The sequence below is a fragment of the Pseudomonas citronellolis genome, from assembly GCF_001586155.1.
Taxonomy (GTDB): domain Bacteria; phylum Pseudomonadota; class Gammaproteobacteria; order Pseudomonadales; family Pseudomonadaceae; genus Pseudomonas; species Pseudomonas citronellolis.
On record NZ_CP014158.1, the window covers coordinates 966,026 to 983,483 of the forward strand.

Here is a 17,458-nt window from a genome sequence, read left to right on the forward strand (position 1 = left end):
CAGCAGGCCCGCCTCAATCGCGCAGCGGCGTCAGGCGCAGCAGGTGCAGGCGGCGGCTGTCGGCGTTGAGCACGCGGAAGCGGAAGCCGCCCAGTTCGGTGGTCTCGTTGCGCTTGGGCAGGTGGCCGAAGGCGCTCATCACCAGGCCGCCGACGGTGTCGAATTCCTCGTCGGAGAATTCCGCGCCGAAGAAATCGTTGAAGGCTTCCACCGGGGTCAGCGCCTTGACGATGAAGTCGCCGCTGGGCAGCGGCTTGATGTAGCTGTCTTCCTCGACGTCGTGCTCGTCCTCGATGTCGCCGACGATCTGCTCCAGCACGTCCTCGATGGTCACCAGGCCCGCCACGCCGCCGTACTCGTCGATGACGATGGCCATGTGGTTGTGGTTGGCGCGGAACTCGCGCAGCAGCACGTTCAGGCGCTTGGACTCGGGCACGAAGGTGGCCGGGCGCAGCAGGTCCTTGATGTTGAAGGCGTGGCTGTCGTCGTGGAGGATCAGCGGCAGCAGGTCCTTGGCCAGCAGCACGCCCATCACGTCGTCGAGGCTCTCACCCACCACCGGGTAGCGCGAGTGCGCCGCCTCGATGATCGCCGGGAGGAACTCGCGCGGGCTCTGGCTGGCCTTGATGCTGATCATCTGCGAGCGCGGCACCATTATGTCGCGCACCTGCAGGTCGGCGACCTGGATGGCGCCCTCGACGATGGACAGCGCCTCGCTGTCCAGCAGCTTGTTGTCGTGGGCGTCGCGCAGCAGCTCGAGGAGCTCCTGGCGGTTTCTCGGCTCATGGGCAAAAGCCTGGGTGATCTTGTCCAGCCAGGACTTATGCCCGTTGCTCGATCGGTCTTCGCTCATCTTTCCTTTGCTCGTTGGCTTTTATTCTTCATCCGCCGCGTACGGGTCGGGGTAGCCCAGTTCGGCCAGCAATTGCCGTTCCAGGGCCTCCATTTCCTCGGCCTCGGCGTCTTCGATATGGTCGTAGCCCAAAAGGTGCAGGCAACCGTGGATCACCAGGTGGGCCCAGTGCGCCGCTGGTTCCTTGCCCTGTTCGGCGGCTTCGCGCTCGACCACCGGCACGCAGATCACCAGGTCGCCCAGCAGCGGGATGTCCAGCAGCTCGTCGGGTACGTCGGCGGGGAAGGACAGCACGTTGGTGGCGTAGTCCTTGTGCCGCCAGGTGCGGTTCAGTTCGCGGCCCTCGGCCTCGTCCACCAGGCGGATGGTCAGCTCGGAGTCGGCCTGGCGCTGGCGCAGGGCCAGTTCGCACCACTGGCGCAGCTGCGCCTCGGTGGGCAGGTCGGCGGCTTGGCTGGCGACCTGCAGGTCGAGTTCAAGCATCGCGGGTTTCCCCGGGGGCGCGCTCGCCGTCCTGGCGCAGCGGCTGGCGTGCCTCGAAACGCTCGTAGGCTTCGACTATGCGTTGCACCAGCGGGTGGCGCACCACGTCCTTGGGCTTGAAGTGGGTGAAGCTGATGCCCGGCACGTCGCGCAGCACTTCCATCACGTGCTTGAGGCCCGAGCGGGTGCCGCGCGGCAGGTCGACCTGGGTGGCGTCGCCGGTGATCACCGCGGTGGAACCGAAGCCGATGCGGGTGAGGAACATCTTCATCTGCTCGATGGTGGTGTTCTGGCTTTCGTCGAGGATTATGAAGCTGTTGTTCAGCGTGCGCCCGCGCATGTAGGCCAGCGGCGCGACCTCGATCACCTGGCGCTCGATCAGCTTGGCCACGGTCTCGAAGCCGAGCATCTCGTACAGGGCGTCGTACAGCGGGCGCAGGTAGGGGTCGATCTTCTGCGACAGGTCGCCGGGCAGGAAGCCGAGCTTCTCGCCGGCCTCCACCGCCGGGCGCACCAGCAGGATGCGGCGAATCTGCTCGCGCTCCAGGGCGTCCACCGCGCAGGCCACCGCCAGGTAGGTCTTGCCGGTGCCGGCCGGGCCGATGCCGAAGTTGATGTCGTGGTCGAGGATGGCCTTGACGTAGCGCTGCTGGTTGGCGCCGCGCGGGCGAATGTGCGCCTTGCGCGTCTTCAGCGTGATGCTGGGCGCTTCGCCGGAGCTGGCCAGGTCTTCCAGGCCGGATTCCTGGAGGAACAGGTGGACCATGTCCGGGGTCAGCTCGGTGCCGCTCTGCGCCTCGCGGTACAGGCGCTGCAGCAGGTGCTCGGCGGCCTGGGTGCGCGCGGCCTCGCCAACCAGTTCGAACTGGTTGCCGCGGTTGCGGATCTCGATGTCCAGGCGTTTCTCGATCTGGTGCAGGTGCTCGTCGAACTGCCCGCAGAGATTGGCGAAGCTGCGCGCGTCGAAGGGTTCCAGGGTGAAGCGATGAAGATCCAGGGGGGCGTTCAAGGTGCTGTCGGTATGACCGTTGGGAAATTAGGGATGACCGAAGAATAACCCCGGCGGCCCCTGTGGGAAAGTCGGGCGCCGGGATGCACTTCAGTGGCGGGTGGGCTCGATGAGGCGGCCGCGCAGCGAGTTGGGCAGCGCTTCGTAGATCTCCACCTCGGCGAACTGGCCGATCAGGCGCGGATTGTCGCAGGCGAAGTTGACCACGCGGTTGTTCGCCGTGCGGCCCTGCAGCTGGCCCGGGTCGCGCTTGGAATAGTCGGTGACGAGGATGCGCTGGATGCTGCCGACCATGCGTCGGCTGATCTCGAAGCCCTGCTGCTGCAGGCGCGTGTTGAGAATCATCAGGCGCTGCTTCTTCACTTCTTCCGGGGTGTCGTCCGCCAGGTCCGACGCCGGGGTGCCCGGGCGCTGGCTGTAGATGAAGACGAAGGAGTAGTCGAAACCGACTTCTTCCACCAGCTTCATGGTCTGTTCGAAGTCCTTGTCGGTCTCGCCGGGGAAGCCGACGATGAAGTCCGAACTGATGCAGATGTCCGGCACCGCGGCCTTGAGCTTGCGGATGCGCGACTTGTATTCCAGCGCGGTGTGGTTGCGCTTCATGGCGGCCAGCACGCGGTCCGAGCCGGACTGCACCGGCAGGTGGACGAAGGGCACCAGCTGCGGCAGTTCGGCGTGGGCGGCGATCAGCGCGTCGCTGAACTCCAGCGGGTGCGAGGTGGTGTAGCGGATGCGCTCGATGCCGTCGACCTCGGCGACCACCCGCAGCAGTTCGGCGAAGTCGGCGATGCGCCCGTCATGGGTGGCGCCGCGGAAGCCGTTGACGTTCTGCCCCAGCAGGGTGACTTCCCTGACGCCGTTCTCGGCCAGGTGGATGACTTCGGCGAGCACGTCGTCGAACGGCCGGCTGACTTCCTCGCCGCGGGTGTAGGGCACCACGCAGAAACTGCAGTACTTGCTGCAGCCTTCCATCACCGAGACGAAGGCGGTGGGGCCGTCGACCCGCGGTTCGGGCAGGCGGTCGAACTTCTCGATCTCCGGGAAGGACACGTCCACCTGCGGCTTGCGGGTGGTGCGCGCGGCGTCGATCATTTCCGGCAGGCGGTGCAGGGTCTGCGGGCCGAACACCACGTCGACGAACGGCGCGCGCTCGCGGATGGCGGCGCCTTCCTGGCTGGCCACGCAGCCGCCGACGCCGATCACCAGCTCCGGCTTGCGCTGCTTCAGGGCCCGCCAGGCGCCCAGTTCGGAGAACACCTTCTCCTGGGCCTTTTCGCGGATCGAGCAGGTATTGAGGAGGATCACGTCGGCTTCTTCGGCCTTCGCGGTCAGCTCCAGGGCATGTTCCTCGCCCAGCAGATCGGCCATGCGCGAGCTGTCGTACTCGTTCATCTGGCAGCCGTGGGTCTGGATGAAAAGCTTCTTGGCCATGCGCGTTTCGTCGGGGAAATCCAAAATGACCGGGCATTATAGTGGCGCGCCGGGCCCGTTCCTAGGGTTGCGCGCCAGGCGGCTGTGCTATGATTCGCGCCCTCCTTTTCGCAGAACTGTCACCCGTCGTTCATGAACAAGCGCGAGAACCCGATCTACAAAGTCGTCTTCCTCAACCAGGGCCAGGTGTTCGAGATGTACGCCAAGCAGATCTACCAGAGCGATCTGTGGGGCTTCCTGGAAATCGAGGAGTTCGTCTTCGGCGAGCGCACCCAGGTGGTCGTGGACCCCAGCGAAGAGAAGCTCAAGGCCCAGTTCGAGGGCGTTATCCGCAGCTTCGTGCCGCTGCACGCGATCATCCGCATCGACGAAGTCGAGCGCCTGGGCACACCGAAGATCAGCGAAGCCAAGGGCGGCGGCAACGTGATGCCGTTCCCGATGCCGATGCCGGACAAGAGCTAGAAGCTTGAAGCCATGAGCTGGAAGTGGCTGCATGCTTCCAGCTTCCAGCTTCCAGCTTCTAGCTTCTAGCTTCTAGCTTCTAGCTTCTAGCTTCTAGCTTCTAGCTTCTAGCTTCTAGCTTCCAGCTTCCAGCTTCTAGCTTCTTTTTTTAGGGCAACGGCGAAAACGGCGTATTGCCCGCGGTCTGCAGTTCGATCAGGTAGTTGCGGAAGATCTGCCCCAGCACCTTGCTGGCGATGTCCAGTTCGTCCTTGCTCATCTGCTCGGCGACCAGGTCGGCGCTGTCCATGGCGTCTTCGGCGCCGTTCACCGCGGCCATCTTCAGCACTATGTAGGCCTGGATGTTGTTGGCCTTGACCCCTTCGCCGCGGAAGAACATGGTCCCCAGGCGCCACTGGGCCTGGGCGTGGCCCTGCAGCGAGGCTTTTTCGTACCAGCGCAGGGCGGCGGGGAAGTCGCGCGGGGCGCGTTCGCCGGTGTAGTAGTACTCGCCCAGTTCGAACTGCGCCTGGGCGTCGCCGCCATTGGCGATCTGCTGGCAGCTGGCCAGGGCCTGCTGCAGTTGCTCGGGCACCGTGTTCAGGCTGCAACGGCCGGTCGCCGGAACCAGCAGCGAGTTGCCTCCCGCCTGCGCGAACAGGGGCGAGATGAGCAACAGGCTGCCCAGCAGCAGGGCGCGACCAGAACGGTACATGGGGAGAAACGGCCTCCGGCAACGGGGCGGGCACAATGCCCGGCCGGCGAAAACGTGCCGGCCTGCACATTATGAAATAAGCCGATGCTTCCTTACAAAGTCTTTACGGTGTTTTTCGCGGTTTCCGTCCGAATGGCCAAGAAACCGGCGTAGGGCTCGCCGGGAAAGCGTAACGACGGAAAATTGGCCGCGGCGGACGCCGCGGCCGGAGGGAGTTACTTGAGGGCGGCGAAGGCACGCTCGGCGGCGTCCAGGGTCAACTTCAGCTCGGTGTCGCCGTGGGCGATGGAGGTGAAGCCGGCCTCGTAGGCGCTGGGCGCCAGGTACACGCCGCCGTCCAGCATCAGGTGGAAGAAGCGCTTGAAGCGCTCGGCGTCGCTGGCCATCACGTCGGCGAAGGTGACGATGTCGTCCGCGCCGCTGAAGTACAGGCCGAACATGGCCCCGGCCTGGGTGGTGACGAACGGGATGCCGGCGGCATCGGCGCGCTCCTGCAGGCCCTGCAGCATGCGGCTGGTGTAGTCGGTCAGCTCGTCGTGGAAGCCCGGGCGGCTGATCAGCTTCAGGGTGGTCAGGCCGGCGGCCATGGCCAGCGGGTTGCCCGACAGGGTGCCGGCCTGGTAGACCGGGCCCAGCGGGGAAATCTGCTGCATGATCTCGCGCTTGCCGCCGAAGGCGCCCACCGGCATGCCGCCGCCGATGATCTTGCCGAAGGTCGACAGGTCCGGGGTCACGCCGTACAGCGCCTGGGCGCTGCCGAGGTGGACGCGGAAGCCGGTCATCACCTCGTCGAAGATCAGCACCACGCCGTGCTTGTCGCAGGCCTTGCGCAGGCCCTGGAGGAAGCCCGGGGCGGGCGGCACGCAGTTCATGTTGCCGGCCACCGGCTCGACGATGATGCAGGCGACGTTCCGGCCGCACTCGTCCAGGGCCTTCTCCACCGCTTCCAGGTCGTTGAACGGCAGCGTCAGGGTGTGCTTGGCGAAGTCCGCCGGCACGCCCGGGGAGTTCGGCACGCCGAAGGTCAGGGCGCCGGAGCCGGCCTTCACCAGCAGGCTGTCGGAGTGGCCGTGGTAGCAGCCCTCGAACTTGATGATGTCGTCGCGGCCGGTGTAGCCGCGGGCCAGGCGGATGGCGCTCATGGTCGCCTCGGTGCCGGAGCTGACCATGCGCACCATGTCCATGGACGGCACCAGCGAGCAGACCAGGTCGGCCATTTCCACTTCCAGCGCAGTCGGCGCGCCGTAGGACAGGCCGTGCTCCAACTGGCGGCGCACCGCGTCGAGCACTTCCGGGTGGGCGTGGCCGAGGATCATCGGGCCCCAGGAGCCGACGTAGTCGACGTAGCGCTTGTCGTCTTCGTCCACCACGTAGGCGCCTTCCGCGTGCTTGAAGAACAGCGGGGTGCCGCCGACGCTCTTGAAGGCGCGCACCGGCGAGTTGACGCCGCCGGGGATGTGCTTCTGGGCGTTGGCGAAGAGGAGTTCGGAACGGGACATGGCGACCTCTCGTTGGGATCCGTGAAAGCGGCGCGCAGCGGCGCCGCGGGAAAGGGTTAGAACAGCGCGGCGAAGGCGCGGGCGCGGCGCTCGACCTCGGCCGGGGTGTCGGCGGCGAAGAGCGCGTTGATCACCGCCAGCAGGTCGGCGCCGCGGCCGATCAGCTCGGGGGCGTTGTCCAGGCTCACGCCGCCGATGGCCACCAGCGGCACGTTGGCGAAGCGCGCGCGGGCCTGTTCCAGCAGCTCGGGGCTGGCTTCGGAGGCGCCGGGCTTGGTCAGCGACTGGAAGAAGCGGCCGAAGGCCACGTAGTCGGCGCCCTCGGCGACGGCCTGGTCGGCCAGCTGCAGGCTGCCGTGGCAGGTGGCGCCGATGATCGCCTGGCGGCCCAGCAGGGCGCGGGCGGCGGCCAGGGAGCCGTCGGTCTGGCCCAGGTGCACGCTCACGCCCAGGCGCGCGGCCAGCTCGGCGTCGTCGTTGATGATCAGGGTGGCGCCGTGGCGCTCGCAGAGTTCGCGCAGGGCCTCGGCCTCGCGCAGGCGGCGCGACTCGTCGGCGGACTTGTCGCGGTACTGCAGCAGGCGCGCGCCACCGCGCAGCGCGGCCTCGACGTAGGGCAGCAGGCGGCCGTCGGCGAGCAGCTTGCTATCGGTGATGGCGTAGAGTCCGCGGAGTTTCATGAAGGCCTCGGCAGGTGAATCAGGAGCAGAAGTCCAGCGGCAGCCGGCGCGGGACGTACTGGCCGTGGCCGGGGGCCTCGGCGTCGCGCAGGGTGCGCCAGGTGTAGTCGAGGGCGCTGCGCACGGCGCTGGCCAACTCCTCGCCCAGGGCCAGGCGGCCGGACAGGGCGCTGGCCAGGGTGCAGCCGGAGCCGTGGTAGCTGCCCGGCAGGCGCTGGCAGGTGAAGGTGTGCCGGCTGCCGTCGCGGCCGTACAGGCGGTTGTGCACCTCGGACTCGTCGCCGTGGCCGCCGGTGATCAGCAGGTTGCGGATGTACGGCAGCAGCTTCTCGGCGCATTCCTCGGCGCTGCCTTCGGGCAGCTCGGCGAGGATGCGCGCCTCCGGCAGGTTCGGCGTGGCGATGGCGGCCACCGGGAACAGCCGCTCGCGGATCGCGTAGCCGACTTCGTCCTTGCCCAGGGCGCCGCCGCCGCCGGCGCGCAGCACCGGGTCGCAGACCAGCGGCACGCCGGGCAGCGACTGCATGATCTCGACCACGGTGTCGACCATCTCCACCGAGCCGAGCATGCCCAGCTTGACCGCGGCCACCGGCAGGTCGGCGATCACGGCGTTGGCCTGGGCCAGTACCCACTCGCGGTCGAGCACGCGGAAGTCGGAAACGTTGACGGTGTCCTGAACGGTCAGCGCGGTGACGGCGGGCGCCGCATGGCAGCCTTGGGCGATCAGGGCTTCGATGTCGGCCTGCAGGCCGGCGCCGCCACTGGGGTCGTGGCCGGACAGGCAGAGCACTACGGGACGGGAGGTTGGCGTTTTCATGGCGCGGGAGCTTACCACTAAACCCGGCAGGCGTCGTTTGCCCCGACCCCCGGCCCGGCGCTGCTTGATCGTCATGCCGGCGTGCTAAAGTTGGCCGATTCGAAAATCACGCCCACAGGGCGCGCCGATCGCGGGGGATGGGGCCCCTGGGCGCCGTCCGGAGGGGCACTGCGGGGTAGCATGCAGCGCTGGCTGATCCTCTTCCTTCTCCTTCTTTCGCCGCTGGCCGGCGCGGTCAGCTTCGACGAGCACACCAGCCGCCTGCCGCTGGGCCACTCGATCGACGTCTTCGAGGACGTGCGCGGCACCGCCGACATCGCCGACATCACCTCCGCGGCCCTGGCCGACAGCTTCCGCCGCCACGACCGCGACGTGCTCAACGCCGGCTACTCGCGCTCGGTGTTCTGGATCCGCCTGGACCTGGACTACCGCCCGCAGGAATCCCAGGACCCGGCGCCCTGGCTGCTGGAACTGGCCTACCCGCCGCTGGACCGCCTGGACCTCTACCTGCCCGGCGCCGACGGCAAGTACCAGCTGGCCCAGCGCACCGGCGACACCCTGCCGTTCGCCAGCCGGCCGATCAGCCTGACCAACTACCTGTTCGACCTCAAGCTCGCGCCCGGCAAGCCGCTGCGGGTGTACCTGCGCCTGGAGAGCCAGGGCTCGATCCAGGCGCCGCTGACGCTCTGGTCGCCCAAGGCCTACATGGAAAACCTGCCGGGCAACGTCTACGTGCTCGGCATCATCTACGGCGTGCTGCTGGTGATGCTGGTGTACAACCTGTTCATCTTCGTCAGCGTGCGCGACACCAGCTACCTCTATTACATCCTCTACATCGCCTCCTTCGGCCTCTACCAGGTCTCGGTCAACGGCGCCGGCATCGAATACTTCTGGCCCGACAGCCCCTGGTGGGCCAACGCCGCCACGCCCTTCCTGATCGGTTCCGCCAGCCTGTTCGGCTGCCAGTTCGCGCGCAGCTTCCTGCACACCCGCGAGCACAGCCCGTGGGTCGACCGCACCCTGCTGGCGCTGATGGCGGTGGGCGCGCTGGTGATGCTGCTGGCGTTCTCGGCCAGCTATGCGCTGTCGCTGCGCCTGGCCACCTACCTGGCGCTGGCGTTCGTGGTGGTCATCTTCAGCGCCGGCATCCTCGCCTGGCTGCGCGGCATGCGCGTGGCGCGCTACTTCATCTTCGCCTGGACCGCCTTCCTCCTCGGCGGGACCATCAACACCCTGATGGTGCTGGGCTTGCTGCCCAACGTGTTCTTCACCATGTACTCCGGGCAGATCGGCTCGGCGCTGGAGGTGGGCCTGCTGTCCCTGGCCCTGGCCGACCGCATCAACGCCATGAAGGAAGAGCGCACGCGCATCCTCCAGGAATCCAGCCGCAAGCTGGAGCAGCTCAACCTCGAACTGGCCAACAGCAACCGCCTGAAGGACGAGTTCCTGGCCACCGTCACCCACGAGCTGCGCACGCCCATGAGCGGGGTGATCGGCTCGCTGGAGCTGATGCAGACGGTGCCCATGGACGTGGAGCTGGCGCAGTACCAGAAGACCGCCACCGGCTCGGCGCGCGACATGATGCGCATGGTCAACGACATCCTCGCGCTGATCGAGCTGCAGGCCGGCAAGCTCTACCCGCGGCGCGAGCCCTTCAGCCTGCGCGGCCTGTTCGACAGCCTGCGCGCCCAGTACGCGCCGCGCGCCGAGGCCAAGGGCCTGCGCTTCGACCTGCAACTGGACGAGAACCTGCCCGACACCCTGGAAGGCGACGCCGGCAAGCTGGCCCAGACCCTCGGCTACCTGCTGGACAACGCCATCAAGTTCACCCACCAGGGCGGCGTGAGCCTGCGGGTGGACGGCCAGCGGCAGAGCGACGGCGTCGCCCTGCGGGTGACGGTGCAGGACTCCGGCATCGGCTTCGAGACGCCGGCCGACGATGCGCTGTACCAGCGCTTCCACCAGCTCGACGGCTCGCTGACCCGCGAGTACGGCGGCCTGGGCATCGGCCTGGCGCTGTGCCGCCAGCTCACCGAGCTGCTCGGCGGGCAGCTGCAGCACCATTCCAGCCCCGGGCGCGGCAGCCGTTTCGTCCTCGAACTGAACCTCGGCCAGCCGGCGCAGAGCTTCAGCGTGCCGCCACGCCGCGCCGGCGGCCAGGCCCTGCGCCGTCCGGAACAGTGCACGGTGCTGGTGGTGGAGGACAACGCCATCAACCAACTGGTGATCCGCGGCATGCTGCTCAAGCTGGGCTACCGGGTGCGCACCGCCGACAACGGCTCGGAAGCCATCGACCTGCTGCGCCGCGAAGGCGTCGACGCCGTGCTGCTGGACTGCCAGATGCCGATCATGGACGGCTTCGCCACCTGCCGGGCGATCCGCGCGCTGCCCCAGGGCGGCGAGCTGCCGGTGCTGGCCATCACCGCCCACAGCCACAGCGGCGACCGCGAACGCTGCCTGGCGGCGGGCATGAGCGACTACCTGGCCAAGCCGGTGAAGTTCGAGGAACTGCAGACCCTGCTGCACGACTGGCTGCTGTGCCAGCCGGCGCTGCCCAGCCACGCCTGATCCGCCACGCCCGTTGCGTCACGCGGCGCGCTCCGCTGGCCGGAACGCCCGCACCGCTGGCGCAATTCCCCCTATGGCCAAGCCCTGAACCGTGATTCACTGCTTGAAACAGTGAATCCGGATTCAGAGCATGGTCTATCGTCTCACCGAAGCCCGCCTGCAGAAAGATGTGGAACTGCGCGAGCGCATTCTCCAACTGGCCCTGGCGCGGGTCGCCGAGGGCGGCTTCGCGGCGCTGACCATGCAGGGCCTGGCCGAAGAGGCGGGCATCGCCACCGGCAGCCTGTACCGGCATTTCCGCGGCAAGGGCGAACTGGCCGCCGAAGTCTTCGCCCGCGCCAGCCAGCGCGAGGTGGACGCCCTGGCCGTCGTCCTGCGCGGGCCAGGCGGGCCCGCCGGGCGCCTGGCCCGCGGCCTGCGCCAGTTCGCCCGGCGCGCCTGGGACAGCCGGCGCCTGGCCTTCGCCCTGATCGCCGAACCGGTCGACCCCGAGGTGGACGAGCAGCGCCTGCTCTACCGCGAGGCCTACGCCGAACTCTTCATCGAACTGCTGGAAGAGGGTGCGCGCAGCGGCCACTTCCATTGCGGCCCCGCGCCGCTGATCGCCGCCTGCCTGGTGGGGGCGATCGCCGAATCCCTGGTCGGCCCGCTGTCGCCGCCGGCCCGTGCCGCCCGCGATGCCGGGCAACCCAGCCCTGGCCTGGAGCAAGTCAGCCAGGCCCTCGTCGATTTCTGCCTGCGCGCCGTCGGCGCGCCCCAGCCGGAGGAACAGCGATGAACCTGCACCAGTACGCCGAGACCCACGAAGTGACCAACCAGGTGCCGCCGCTGGACGGCGCCAACCTCTACCGCATCGACCTGCCGCTGCAAGAGTGGGTGCGCCGCTACGACGGCGGCTGGGCCGAGCAGCGCCTGGGGGCCTACGGCGCCCTGGCCGGCGGGCCGCTGATGGCCGCCGGCTTCCTGGCCAACGAGAACAAGCCGGTGTTCAAGAGCCACGACCGCTACGGCCACCGCATCGACCTGGTGGAGTTTCACCCGGCCTACCACGAGCTGATGCGCACGGCCATCGAGCACGGCATCCCGTCCATGCCCTGGACCGACCCGCGCGCCGGCGCCCACGTCGCCCGCGCCGGCCTGAGCTACCTGCACAGCCAGGCTGAGGCCGGCACCGGCTGCCCGCTGACCATGACCTTCGCCAGCGTCCCGGCGATCCGCCTGCAGCCGGACATCGCCGAGAAATGGCTGCCGAAGATCCTCGCCAGCGAATACGACCCGCGCAACCTGCCGATCGAGCAGAAGGCCGGCGCCACCATCGGCATGGCCATGACCGAGAAGCAGGGCGGCACCGACGTGCGCGCCAACACCACCCGCGCCTACCCGGTGGGCATCCCCGGCCCGGGCCAGGCCTACGAGCTGGTCGGGCACAAGTGGTTCTGCTCGGCGCCGATGTGCGACGCCTTCCTCACCCTGGCCTACACCGACAAGGGCCTGACCTGCTTCCTGCTGCCGCGCCACCGCCCGGACGGCACGCGCAACGAGTTCTACGTGCAGCGCCTGAAGAACAAGCTGGGCAACTGGTCCAACGCCTCCAGCGAGGTGGAGTACCGCGGCGCCCTGGCCTGGATGGTGGGCGAGGAGGGCCGCGGCGTGCCGACCATCATCGAGATGGTGGCCATGACCCGCTTCGACTGCATGGTCGGCTCCAGCGCCCTGATGCGCCAGGCGCTGACCCAGGCCGCGCACCACTGCGCCTACCGCCAGGTCGGCGGCCGGGTGCTGGCCGAACAGCCGCTGATGCAGAACGTGCTGGCCGACCTGGCCCTGGAAAGCGAGGCCGCGCTGGCCCTGACCATGCGCATGGGCCGCGCCCTGGACCACCTGCACGACGAGCAGGAAGACAAGTTCGCCCGCCTGGTCACCGCCGTGGGCAAGTACTGGATCTGCAAACGCGCCCCGGCGATGATCAACGAAGCCGCCGAATGCCTGGGTGGCGCCGGCTACGTCGAAGACACCATCCTCCCGCGCCTGTACCGCGAGGCCCCGGTGAACTCCACCTGGGAAGGCTCGGGCAACGTCCAGTGCCTGGACGTGCTGCGCGCCCTGTCCAAGGAGCCGGGCGTACTCGACGCGCTGTTCCACGAACTCGGCGACGGCCACGGCGACGCCCGCCTGGCAGCCTTCATCGGCAACCTCAAGGCCTCCTTCGCCGACACCGCCGACATCCAGTTCCGCGCCCGCCAGCTCACCGAGGACGTGGCCGTGGCCCTGCAGGCCAAGCTGCTGCTGGAAGCCGGCAACGCCACCGTCTCCGACGCCTTCATCGGCAGCCGCCTGGGCGGCGGCGGCCGCGTCTACGGCACCCTGCCGCGCGGCACGGACGTCGAGGCGCTGGTGGCGCGGGCGACGCCGCATCTGGCCTGATGCCGCTGGCCGGGAGCCGCGAGGCTCCCGGCCTAGCCCAGCAGGCGCCGACTCAGCAGGTGTTGCAGGTCGCGGCGGCCGTCCACTACCAGATAGACGTGAATGTCCCGTTCACGCTGGCGATAGATGATGCGGTAGGGCTTGAAGAACAGCTGGCGGTATTCGCGGATGCCCAGGCTCAGCAGTTCCTTGGGGAAATTTCCGCGCTCCGGTGAGTGACTCAGCTCGCCGATGCATTCCAGCAGCATGCTCAGGACATGAACCGCATGTTGCGGCCCGTCGAATTCGGCAACGTAGTCGTGGATGGACTTCAAATCGCGTTCGGCGCCCTGCGTGATGAACACGCGATAGGGCGATTCTGCCCCCATCAGGCGTCCCCGCGCAGGCGTTTCGCCACTTCGTCCAGAGCAGCGAATCGGCCTTCCTCGATTTCCTGGTTGCCCAGTGCCAGTAGTTTCAGCAGGGCCAGGGTCTCCTGGGTTTCCTCATAGCTGCGGACGTCCTGAATCACCGCCTTGGCTTCGCCGTTCTGGGTGATGATGAGCGGCTCCTGCTGCTCGCCGAGCTGCTTGAGCACCTCTGCCGCATTGGCCTTGAGGTAACTGATGGGTTTGACCTGGGAGGAGTAGCGCATGGTGGCGGCACCTGGAAGAGTTAAGGACTGAATATAGTCTTTTAATGGTTGCCCGCACAGTGGGAGTCCTCCCGGCTGGATGGGGAACCAAGGACATGATTCAGTCATCCCCTTCCTGCAAATAAGCAGGCAAGATGGAGCTGATCGCTCAGACAGGAAGCCCACCATGAATGCCGAGCTCGGCGACGCTTTCGTCGTCGCCCATACCGCAGAAGAAGCGGTCGACCGCCTTGCCGCCTTGCACCAGCGCGCCACCGGGGCGCTCAGCCAGGCTCTGCGGCGCTACCTGAAGACCCGCGAGCAGCCGGGCGCCGAGGAGCGCGCGCTGTTCCGCTATCCGCAGCTTCGCCTGACCTACCTGTGCCAGGGCGAGGTGCCCTCGACCACCCGCGCCTACGCCAAGGTGCAGACGCCCGGCACCTATGCCGTCACCATCACCCACCCCGCGGCCTTCCGCAAATACCTGCTGGAGCAGTTGCGCCCGCTGATGGAAGACTTCACCGTGCGCATCGAGGTCGGCCCCAGCGAGCAGAACATTCCCTATCCCTACGTGGTGGAGCAGGGCGATGAGCTGGCCGGCTCGGGCGTGACCGCCGCCGAACTGGCGCGGGTGTTCCCCAGCACCGATCTGTCGGCCACTTCCGACGGCATCGCCGACGGCCTGTACCAGTGGGAAGGCGCCGACCCCATGCCGCTGGCGCTGTTCGACGCCGCGCGCACCGACTTCTCGCTGCGCCGCCTGGTGCACTACACCGGCAGCGACTGGCGCTGCGTGCAGCCGTGGATCCTGCTGACCAACTACCACCGCTACGTCGATCAGTTCATCCACATGGGCCTGGAGCGCCTGCACGAGGACCCGCGCTTCGTGCGCATGGTGCTGCCGGGCAACGTGGTGATCGAGCGCGACATGGATCGGGGCGAGGCCAACGCCATCATCGCCGGCGTCGAGTGGCACCGTTTCCAGATGCCGGCCTATCACCTGATCGCCAGCGACGGCGACGGCGTCACCCTGATCAACATCGGCGTCGGCCCGTCCAACGCCAAGAACATCACCGACCACCTGGCCGTGCTGCGCCCGCACTGCTGGCTGATGATCGGCCACTGCGGCGGCCTGCGGCAGTCGCAGACCATCGGCGACTACGTGCTGGCCCACGCCTACATGCGCCGCGACGGCATCCTCGACCGGGTGCTGCCGCCGCACATCCCGATCCCGGCGCTGGCCGAGGTGCAGGTGGCGCTGCAGGAGGCCGCGGCGCTGGTTACCGGCGAACGCGGCGAACAACTCAAGCGGCGCCTGCGCACCGGCACCGTGCTGACCTACGACGACCGCAACTGGGAGCTGCACTGGGCCCAGGAGCGTCCGCTGATCAACCTGGCGCGGGCCGTGGCGGTGGACATGGAGAGCGGCACCATCGCCGCCCAGGGCTACCGCCTGCGGGTGCCCTACGGCACGCTGCTGTGCGTGTCGGACAAGCCGCTGCACAGCGAGATCAAGTTGCCCGGCGCCGCCAGCGCCTTCTACCAGCGCGCGGTGAGCCAGCACCTGGCGATCGGCATCGCCGCCGTCGACCTGCTGCGCACCCAGCTCAACTCGCTGCACTCGCGCAAGCTGCGCAGTTTCGACGAGCCGCCGTTCCGTTGATCCGGCGCATGGCCACGGCCCTTTCCCGCCCGCGCGGGGAGGGCCCGTGGCAGGATGGCGCAAAGGCCGCAACCGGAGGACGCCATGGCTGAACCCCTGCAACCGACCCGCGCCGAACGCGCCACGCGGGTACTGTCGCTGCTCGACCTGACCTCGCTGAACGCCGACGACGACATGCCGCGCATCGTCCAGCTCTGCCGCCGGGCGTTGACGCCCTATGGCGAGGTGGCCGCGGTGTGTGTTTACCCGCGCTTTGTGCATGTGGCGCGGCGTACGCTCAATGGCTTTGGTGCGCGGGCGGTGAGGGTCGCCAGTGTGTGCAACTTTCCCGCCGGTGATGCGCCTTTGGCCGAGGTGGTGGAGGAGGTGCGGCGTACCCTTGCCGAGGGTGCTGATGAGATCGATCTGGTCTATCCCTGGCAGGCGCTCAAGGCTGGACGGGCAGATGGGGCGGTGGGCTTGATCCGGGCCTGCAAGGCGCTGTGCGGGCCCTACCATCGGCTCAAGGTGATTATCGAAAGCGGCGAGTTGGGTGAGCCCGAGTTGATTCGTACGGCTTGTCGCGAGGCTATTGCCGGTGGTGCCGATTTTCTCAAGACCAGTACTGGCAAGGTGGCCGTGAACGCCACGCCTGAGGCTGCGCGGGTGATGCTGGAATGCATCGTGGAGGCGGGCGGCAAGGTGGGACTCAAGGTGGCCGGTGGTATTCGTAGCCTGGACGATGCCGAGGTCTACCTGGCTATCGCGCAGGAGATGCTTGGGGATGACTGGATTACATCCGAGCACCTGCGCTTTGGGGCTTCGGCGTTGCTCGATGAGCTGTTGCGCGAAATGGAGGGGTGACTTGTGTAGGAGCGAGCTTGCTCGCGAATGGTGCCTCTCGGCGATGCCGGGTGTTTATCCCGGAGAGCACCCTCTCCCCAGCCCTCTCCCTGAAGGGAGAGGGGGCTAGTCCGTGCCGACGTGGAAGACATGTCTCATGGAAATATCAGGCGCTATGCGGGGCATCAGGGAGTGCGGAAGTGCCAGCGCACGCCGAACGACTCCCTCTCCCTTCAGGGAGAGGGTTGGGGAGAGGGGCGGCGTTCGTATTGGCACCAATGGTTCCGGGAGACTCCGGTCGAGAGTCCCCCCACACACGAAGCTAAGGCCTACCCACCCATCCGCCCCACCAACCACTGCTCCCCCGGCTTTGGCGCACGAAACGCCTGGCTTTCCACGCCCTGCTCGGCCAACGCCCGGGCCAGGTCGTGGACGGGGGCGAACTGGCCTTCGTCGCTGAGGCGGAAGGTGCCGAAGTGGATGGCCATGCTGCACTGCGATTCCAGCGTGCGGTGGGCCTGCACGGCGTCGTCCGGGTTCATGTGGTGGTGGCGCATGAACCAGCGCGGTTCGTAGGCGCCGATGGGCAGCGCGGCGAAGCGCATCGGCCCGAAGCGTTCGCGGATCAGCGCGAATTCCGGGCCCAGGCCGGTGTCGCCGGGGAACAGCACGGGGCCGTCTGCCGATTCCAGCACGAAGCCCAGCCACAGGGTGCGGTTGGTGTCGTAGCGCGAGCGCGCCGACCAGTGCTGCGCCGGCACGCCGGTGAGCAGCATGCCCTCGTGCAGCGGCAGGCTCTGCCACCAGTCCAGCTCGTGCACGTCGACGAAGCCGCAGGCGCGGATCAGCTCGGCGTTGCCCAGGCCGGTCACCACCTTGGCTTGCGGGAAGCGCCGGGCCAGTTCGCCCAGGCTGCCGACGTCCAGGTGGTCGTAGTGGTTGTGGCTGACCAGGATCAGGTTGATCGGCGGCAGTTCGTCCAGGGCCAGGCCCGGCGGGTGGTGGCGCTTGGGGCCGACGAAGCTGAAGGGGCTGGTGCGCTCGCACCACAGCGGGTCGGTGAGGATGTTCAGGCCGCGGTGCTGGATCAGCAGGGTGGCGTGGTTGATGTAGGTGACGCGCAGTTCCTCGCCGCTGACCTGCGCCGGGGTTTCCGGACGGCGTTCGGCGCCGGGCTGTTCGATCCAGGCCAGTTGCCTGTCGCGCTCCAACTGCCACTTGAGGAATTCACGGAAGCCGTGGTGCGGCTTGGCGTCCAGATTGCGGAAGCGCAGGCCGTCGAAGTTCGTGCTTTGCGGCCCGCTGTAGCCGCCGCCGAGGCGGCCGGCGAGGTTGAGCAGGGTGATCAGCCAGGGGGAGCGACGGGCCTTGGGCATGGCGGGATGCTCTGCGTGCTCTTGCGGGGGAACGGTGGCACAACCTAGCATGCCGGCCCATCCT

General features: G+C 67.9%; 17 protein-coding genes. 6 read left to right on the forward strand and 11 right to left on the reverse strand.

Going from position 1 to position 17,458, the window contains the following annotated elements:
• Nucleotides 1-13: 13 nt before the first annotated feature.
• The 4 genes from PcP3B5_RS04435 to miaB form a co-directional block, all read right to left on the reverse strand.
• Nucleotides 14-853 carry an HlyC/CorC family transporter gene (locus PcP3B5_RS04435; RefSeq protein WP_009617338.1) on the reverse strand — a complete coding sequence of 280 codons (840 nt, stop codon included), beginning with the start codon at nt 851-853 and terminating at the stop codon, nt 14-16.
• 21 nt (nt 854-874) lie between these two features.
• The gene (gene ybeY, locus PcP3B5_RS04440; protein WP_061560648.1) at nt 875-1,336 is read right to left on the reverse strand and encodes an rRNA maturation RNase YbeY; all 462 of its coding nucleotides are present in this window, start codon (nt 1,334-1,336) and stop codon (nt 875-877) included.
• Nucleotides 1,329-2,345: a PhoH family protein gene (locus PcP3B5_RS04445; RefSeq protein ID WP_043273496.1), complete on the reverse strand. Its 1,017-nt coding sequence runs from the start codon at nt 2,343-2,345 to the stop codon at nt 1,329-1,331. The genes ybeY and PcP3B5_RS04445 overlap by 8 nt, the downstream gene beginning before the upstream one ends.
• A 90-nt stretch (nt 2,346-2,435) precedes the next feature.
• Nucleotides 2,436-3,776, reverse strand: a complete 1,341-nt coding sequence (miaB, locus tag PcP3B5_RS04450; RefSeq protein ID WP_043273497.1) for a tRNA (N6-isopentenyl adenosine(37)-C2)-methylthiotransferase MiaB — start codon at nt 3,774-3,776, stop codon at nt 2,436-2,438.
• A 132-nt stretch (nt 3,777-3,908) separates the two neighbouring features.
• Here miaB and PcP3B5_RS04455 point away from each other — a divergent pair, with 132 nt between their 5' ends.
• Entirely contained in the window at nt 3,909-4,238 is a 330-nt protein-coding gene (locus tag PcP3B5_RS04455) for a DUF1820 family protein (protein ID WP_009617346.1), read from the forward strand.
• 148 nt (nt 4,239-4,386) lie between these two features.
• Here the strand turns inward: PcP3B5_RS04455 and PcP3B5_RS04460 are convergent, their stop codons facing one another.
• From PcP3B5_RS04460 to PcP3B5_RS04475, 4 genes are all read right to left on the reverse strand, one after another.
• On the reverse strand, nt 4,387-4,932 hold the full coding sequence (locus PcP3B5_RS04460) for a tetratricopeptide repeat protein (RefSeq protein ID WP_043313729.1): 546 nt from the start codon (nt 4,930-4,932) through the stop codon (nt 4,387-4,389).
• Nucleotides 4,933-5,147: 215 nt separating this feature from the next.
• Nucleotides 5,148-6,431, reverse strand: coding sequence for a glutamate-1-semialdehyde 2,1-aminomutase (gene hemL, locus PcP3B5_RS04465; protein ID WP_058488471.1), 1,284 nt, complete (start codon nt 6,429-6,431; stop codon nt 5,148-5,150).
• Nucleotides 6,432-6,487: 56 nt separating this feature from the next.
• A complete protein-coding gene (gene thiE, locus PcP3B5_RS04470; RefSeq protein ID WP_009617352.1) occupies nt 6,488-7,111 on the reverse strand; it encodes a thiamine phosphate synthase in 624 nt (207 codons plus the stop codon).
• 19 nt (nt 7,112-7,130) lie between these two features.
• The gene (locus PcP3B5_RS04475; protein WP_024128129.1) at nt 7,131-7,928 is read right to left on the reverse strand and encodes a hydroxymethylpyrimidine/phosphomethylpyrimidine kinase; all 798 of its coding nucleotides are present in this window, start codon (nt 7,926-7,928) and stop codon (nt 7,131-7,133) included.
• Nucleotides 7,929-8,108: 180 nt separating this feature from the next.
• Here PcP3B5_RS04475 and PcP3B5_RS04480 point away from each other — a divergent pair, with 180 nt between their 5' ends.
• The 3 genes from PcP3B5_RS04480 to PcP3B5_RS04490 all read left to right on the forward strand — a co-directional run bounded on the left by PcP3B5_RS04480 (nt 8,109) and on the right by PcP3B5_RS04490 (nt 12,920).
• A complete protein-coding gene (locus PcP3B5_RS04480) occupies nt 8,109-10,496 on the forward strand; it encodes a hybrid sensor histidine kinase/response regulator (protein WP_043313724.1) in 2,388 nt (795 codons plus the stop codon).
• Between the two features lie 130 nt (nt 10,497-10,626).
• Complete coding sequence (locus tag PcP3B5_RS04485; protein ID WP_061560649.1) at nt 10,627-11,274, forward strand: TetR/AcrR family transcriptional regulator; 648 nt, start codon at nt 10,627-10,629, stop codon at nt 11,272-11,274.
• On the forward strand, nt 11,271-12,920 hold the full coding sequence (locus PcP3B5_RS04490; RefSeq protein WP_043313719.1) for an acyl-CoA dehydrogenase family protein: 1,650 nt from the start codon (nt 11,271-11,273) through the stop codon (nt 12,918-12,920). The genes PcP3B5_RS04485 and PcP3B5_RS04490 overlap by 4 nt, the downstream gene beginning before the upstream one ends.
• Before the next feature lie 32 nt (nt 12,921-12,952).
• Here the strand turns inward: PcP3B5_RS04490 and PcP3B5_RS04495 are convergent, their stop codons facing one another.
• Entirely contained in the window at nt 12,953-13,288 is a 336-nt protein-coding gene (locus tag PcP3B5_RS04495) for a type II toxin-antitoxin system RelE/ParE family toxin (protein WP_009617370.1), read from the reverse strand.
• A complete protein-coding gene (locus PcP3B5_RS04500) occupies nt 13,288-13,554 on the reverse strand; it encodes a type II toxin-antitoxin system Phd/YefM family antitoxin (RefSeq protein WP_009617373.1) in 267 nt (88 codons plus the stop codon). The genes PcP3B5_RS04495 and PcP3B5_RS04500 overlap by 1 nt, the downstream gene beginning before the upstream one ends.
• Before the next feature lie 166 nt (nt 13,555-13,720).
• Between PcP3B5_RS04500 and amn the strand changes: the two genes are divergently transcribed.
• Both amn and deoC read left to right on the forward strand, forming a co-directional pair.
• Nucleotides 13,721-15,196: an AMP nucleosidase gene (gene amn / locus PcP3B5_RS04505; RefSeq protein WP_009617376.1), complete on the forward strand. Its 1,476-nt coding sequence runs from the start codon at nt 13,721-13,723 to the stop codon at nt 15,194-15,196.
• 84 nt (nt 15,197-15,280) lie between these two features.
• Nucleotides 15,281-16,039 (forward strand): deoxyribose-phosphate aldolase, encoded by a 759-nt coding sequence (gene deoC / locus PcP3B5_RS04510; RefSeq protein ID WP_061560650.1) that lies wholly within the window; start codon nt 15,281-15,283, stop codon nt 16,037-16,039.
• A gap of 308 nt (nt 16,040-16,347) precedes the next feature.
• Here deoC and PcP3B5_RS04515 read toward each other — a convergent pair whose 3' ends face one another.
• Nucleotides 16,348-17,394, reverse strand: a complete 1,047-nt coding sequence (locus PcP3B5_RS04515; RefSeq protein WP_061560651.1) for an MBL fold metallo-hydrolase — start codon at nt 17,392-17,394, stop codon at nt 16,348-16,350.
• Between the last annotated feature and the right edge of the window lie 64 nt (nt 17,395-17,458).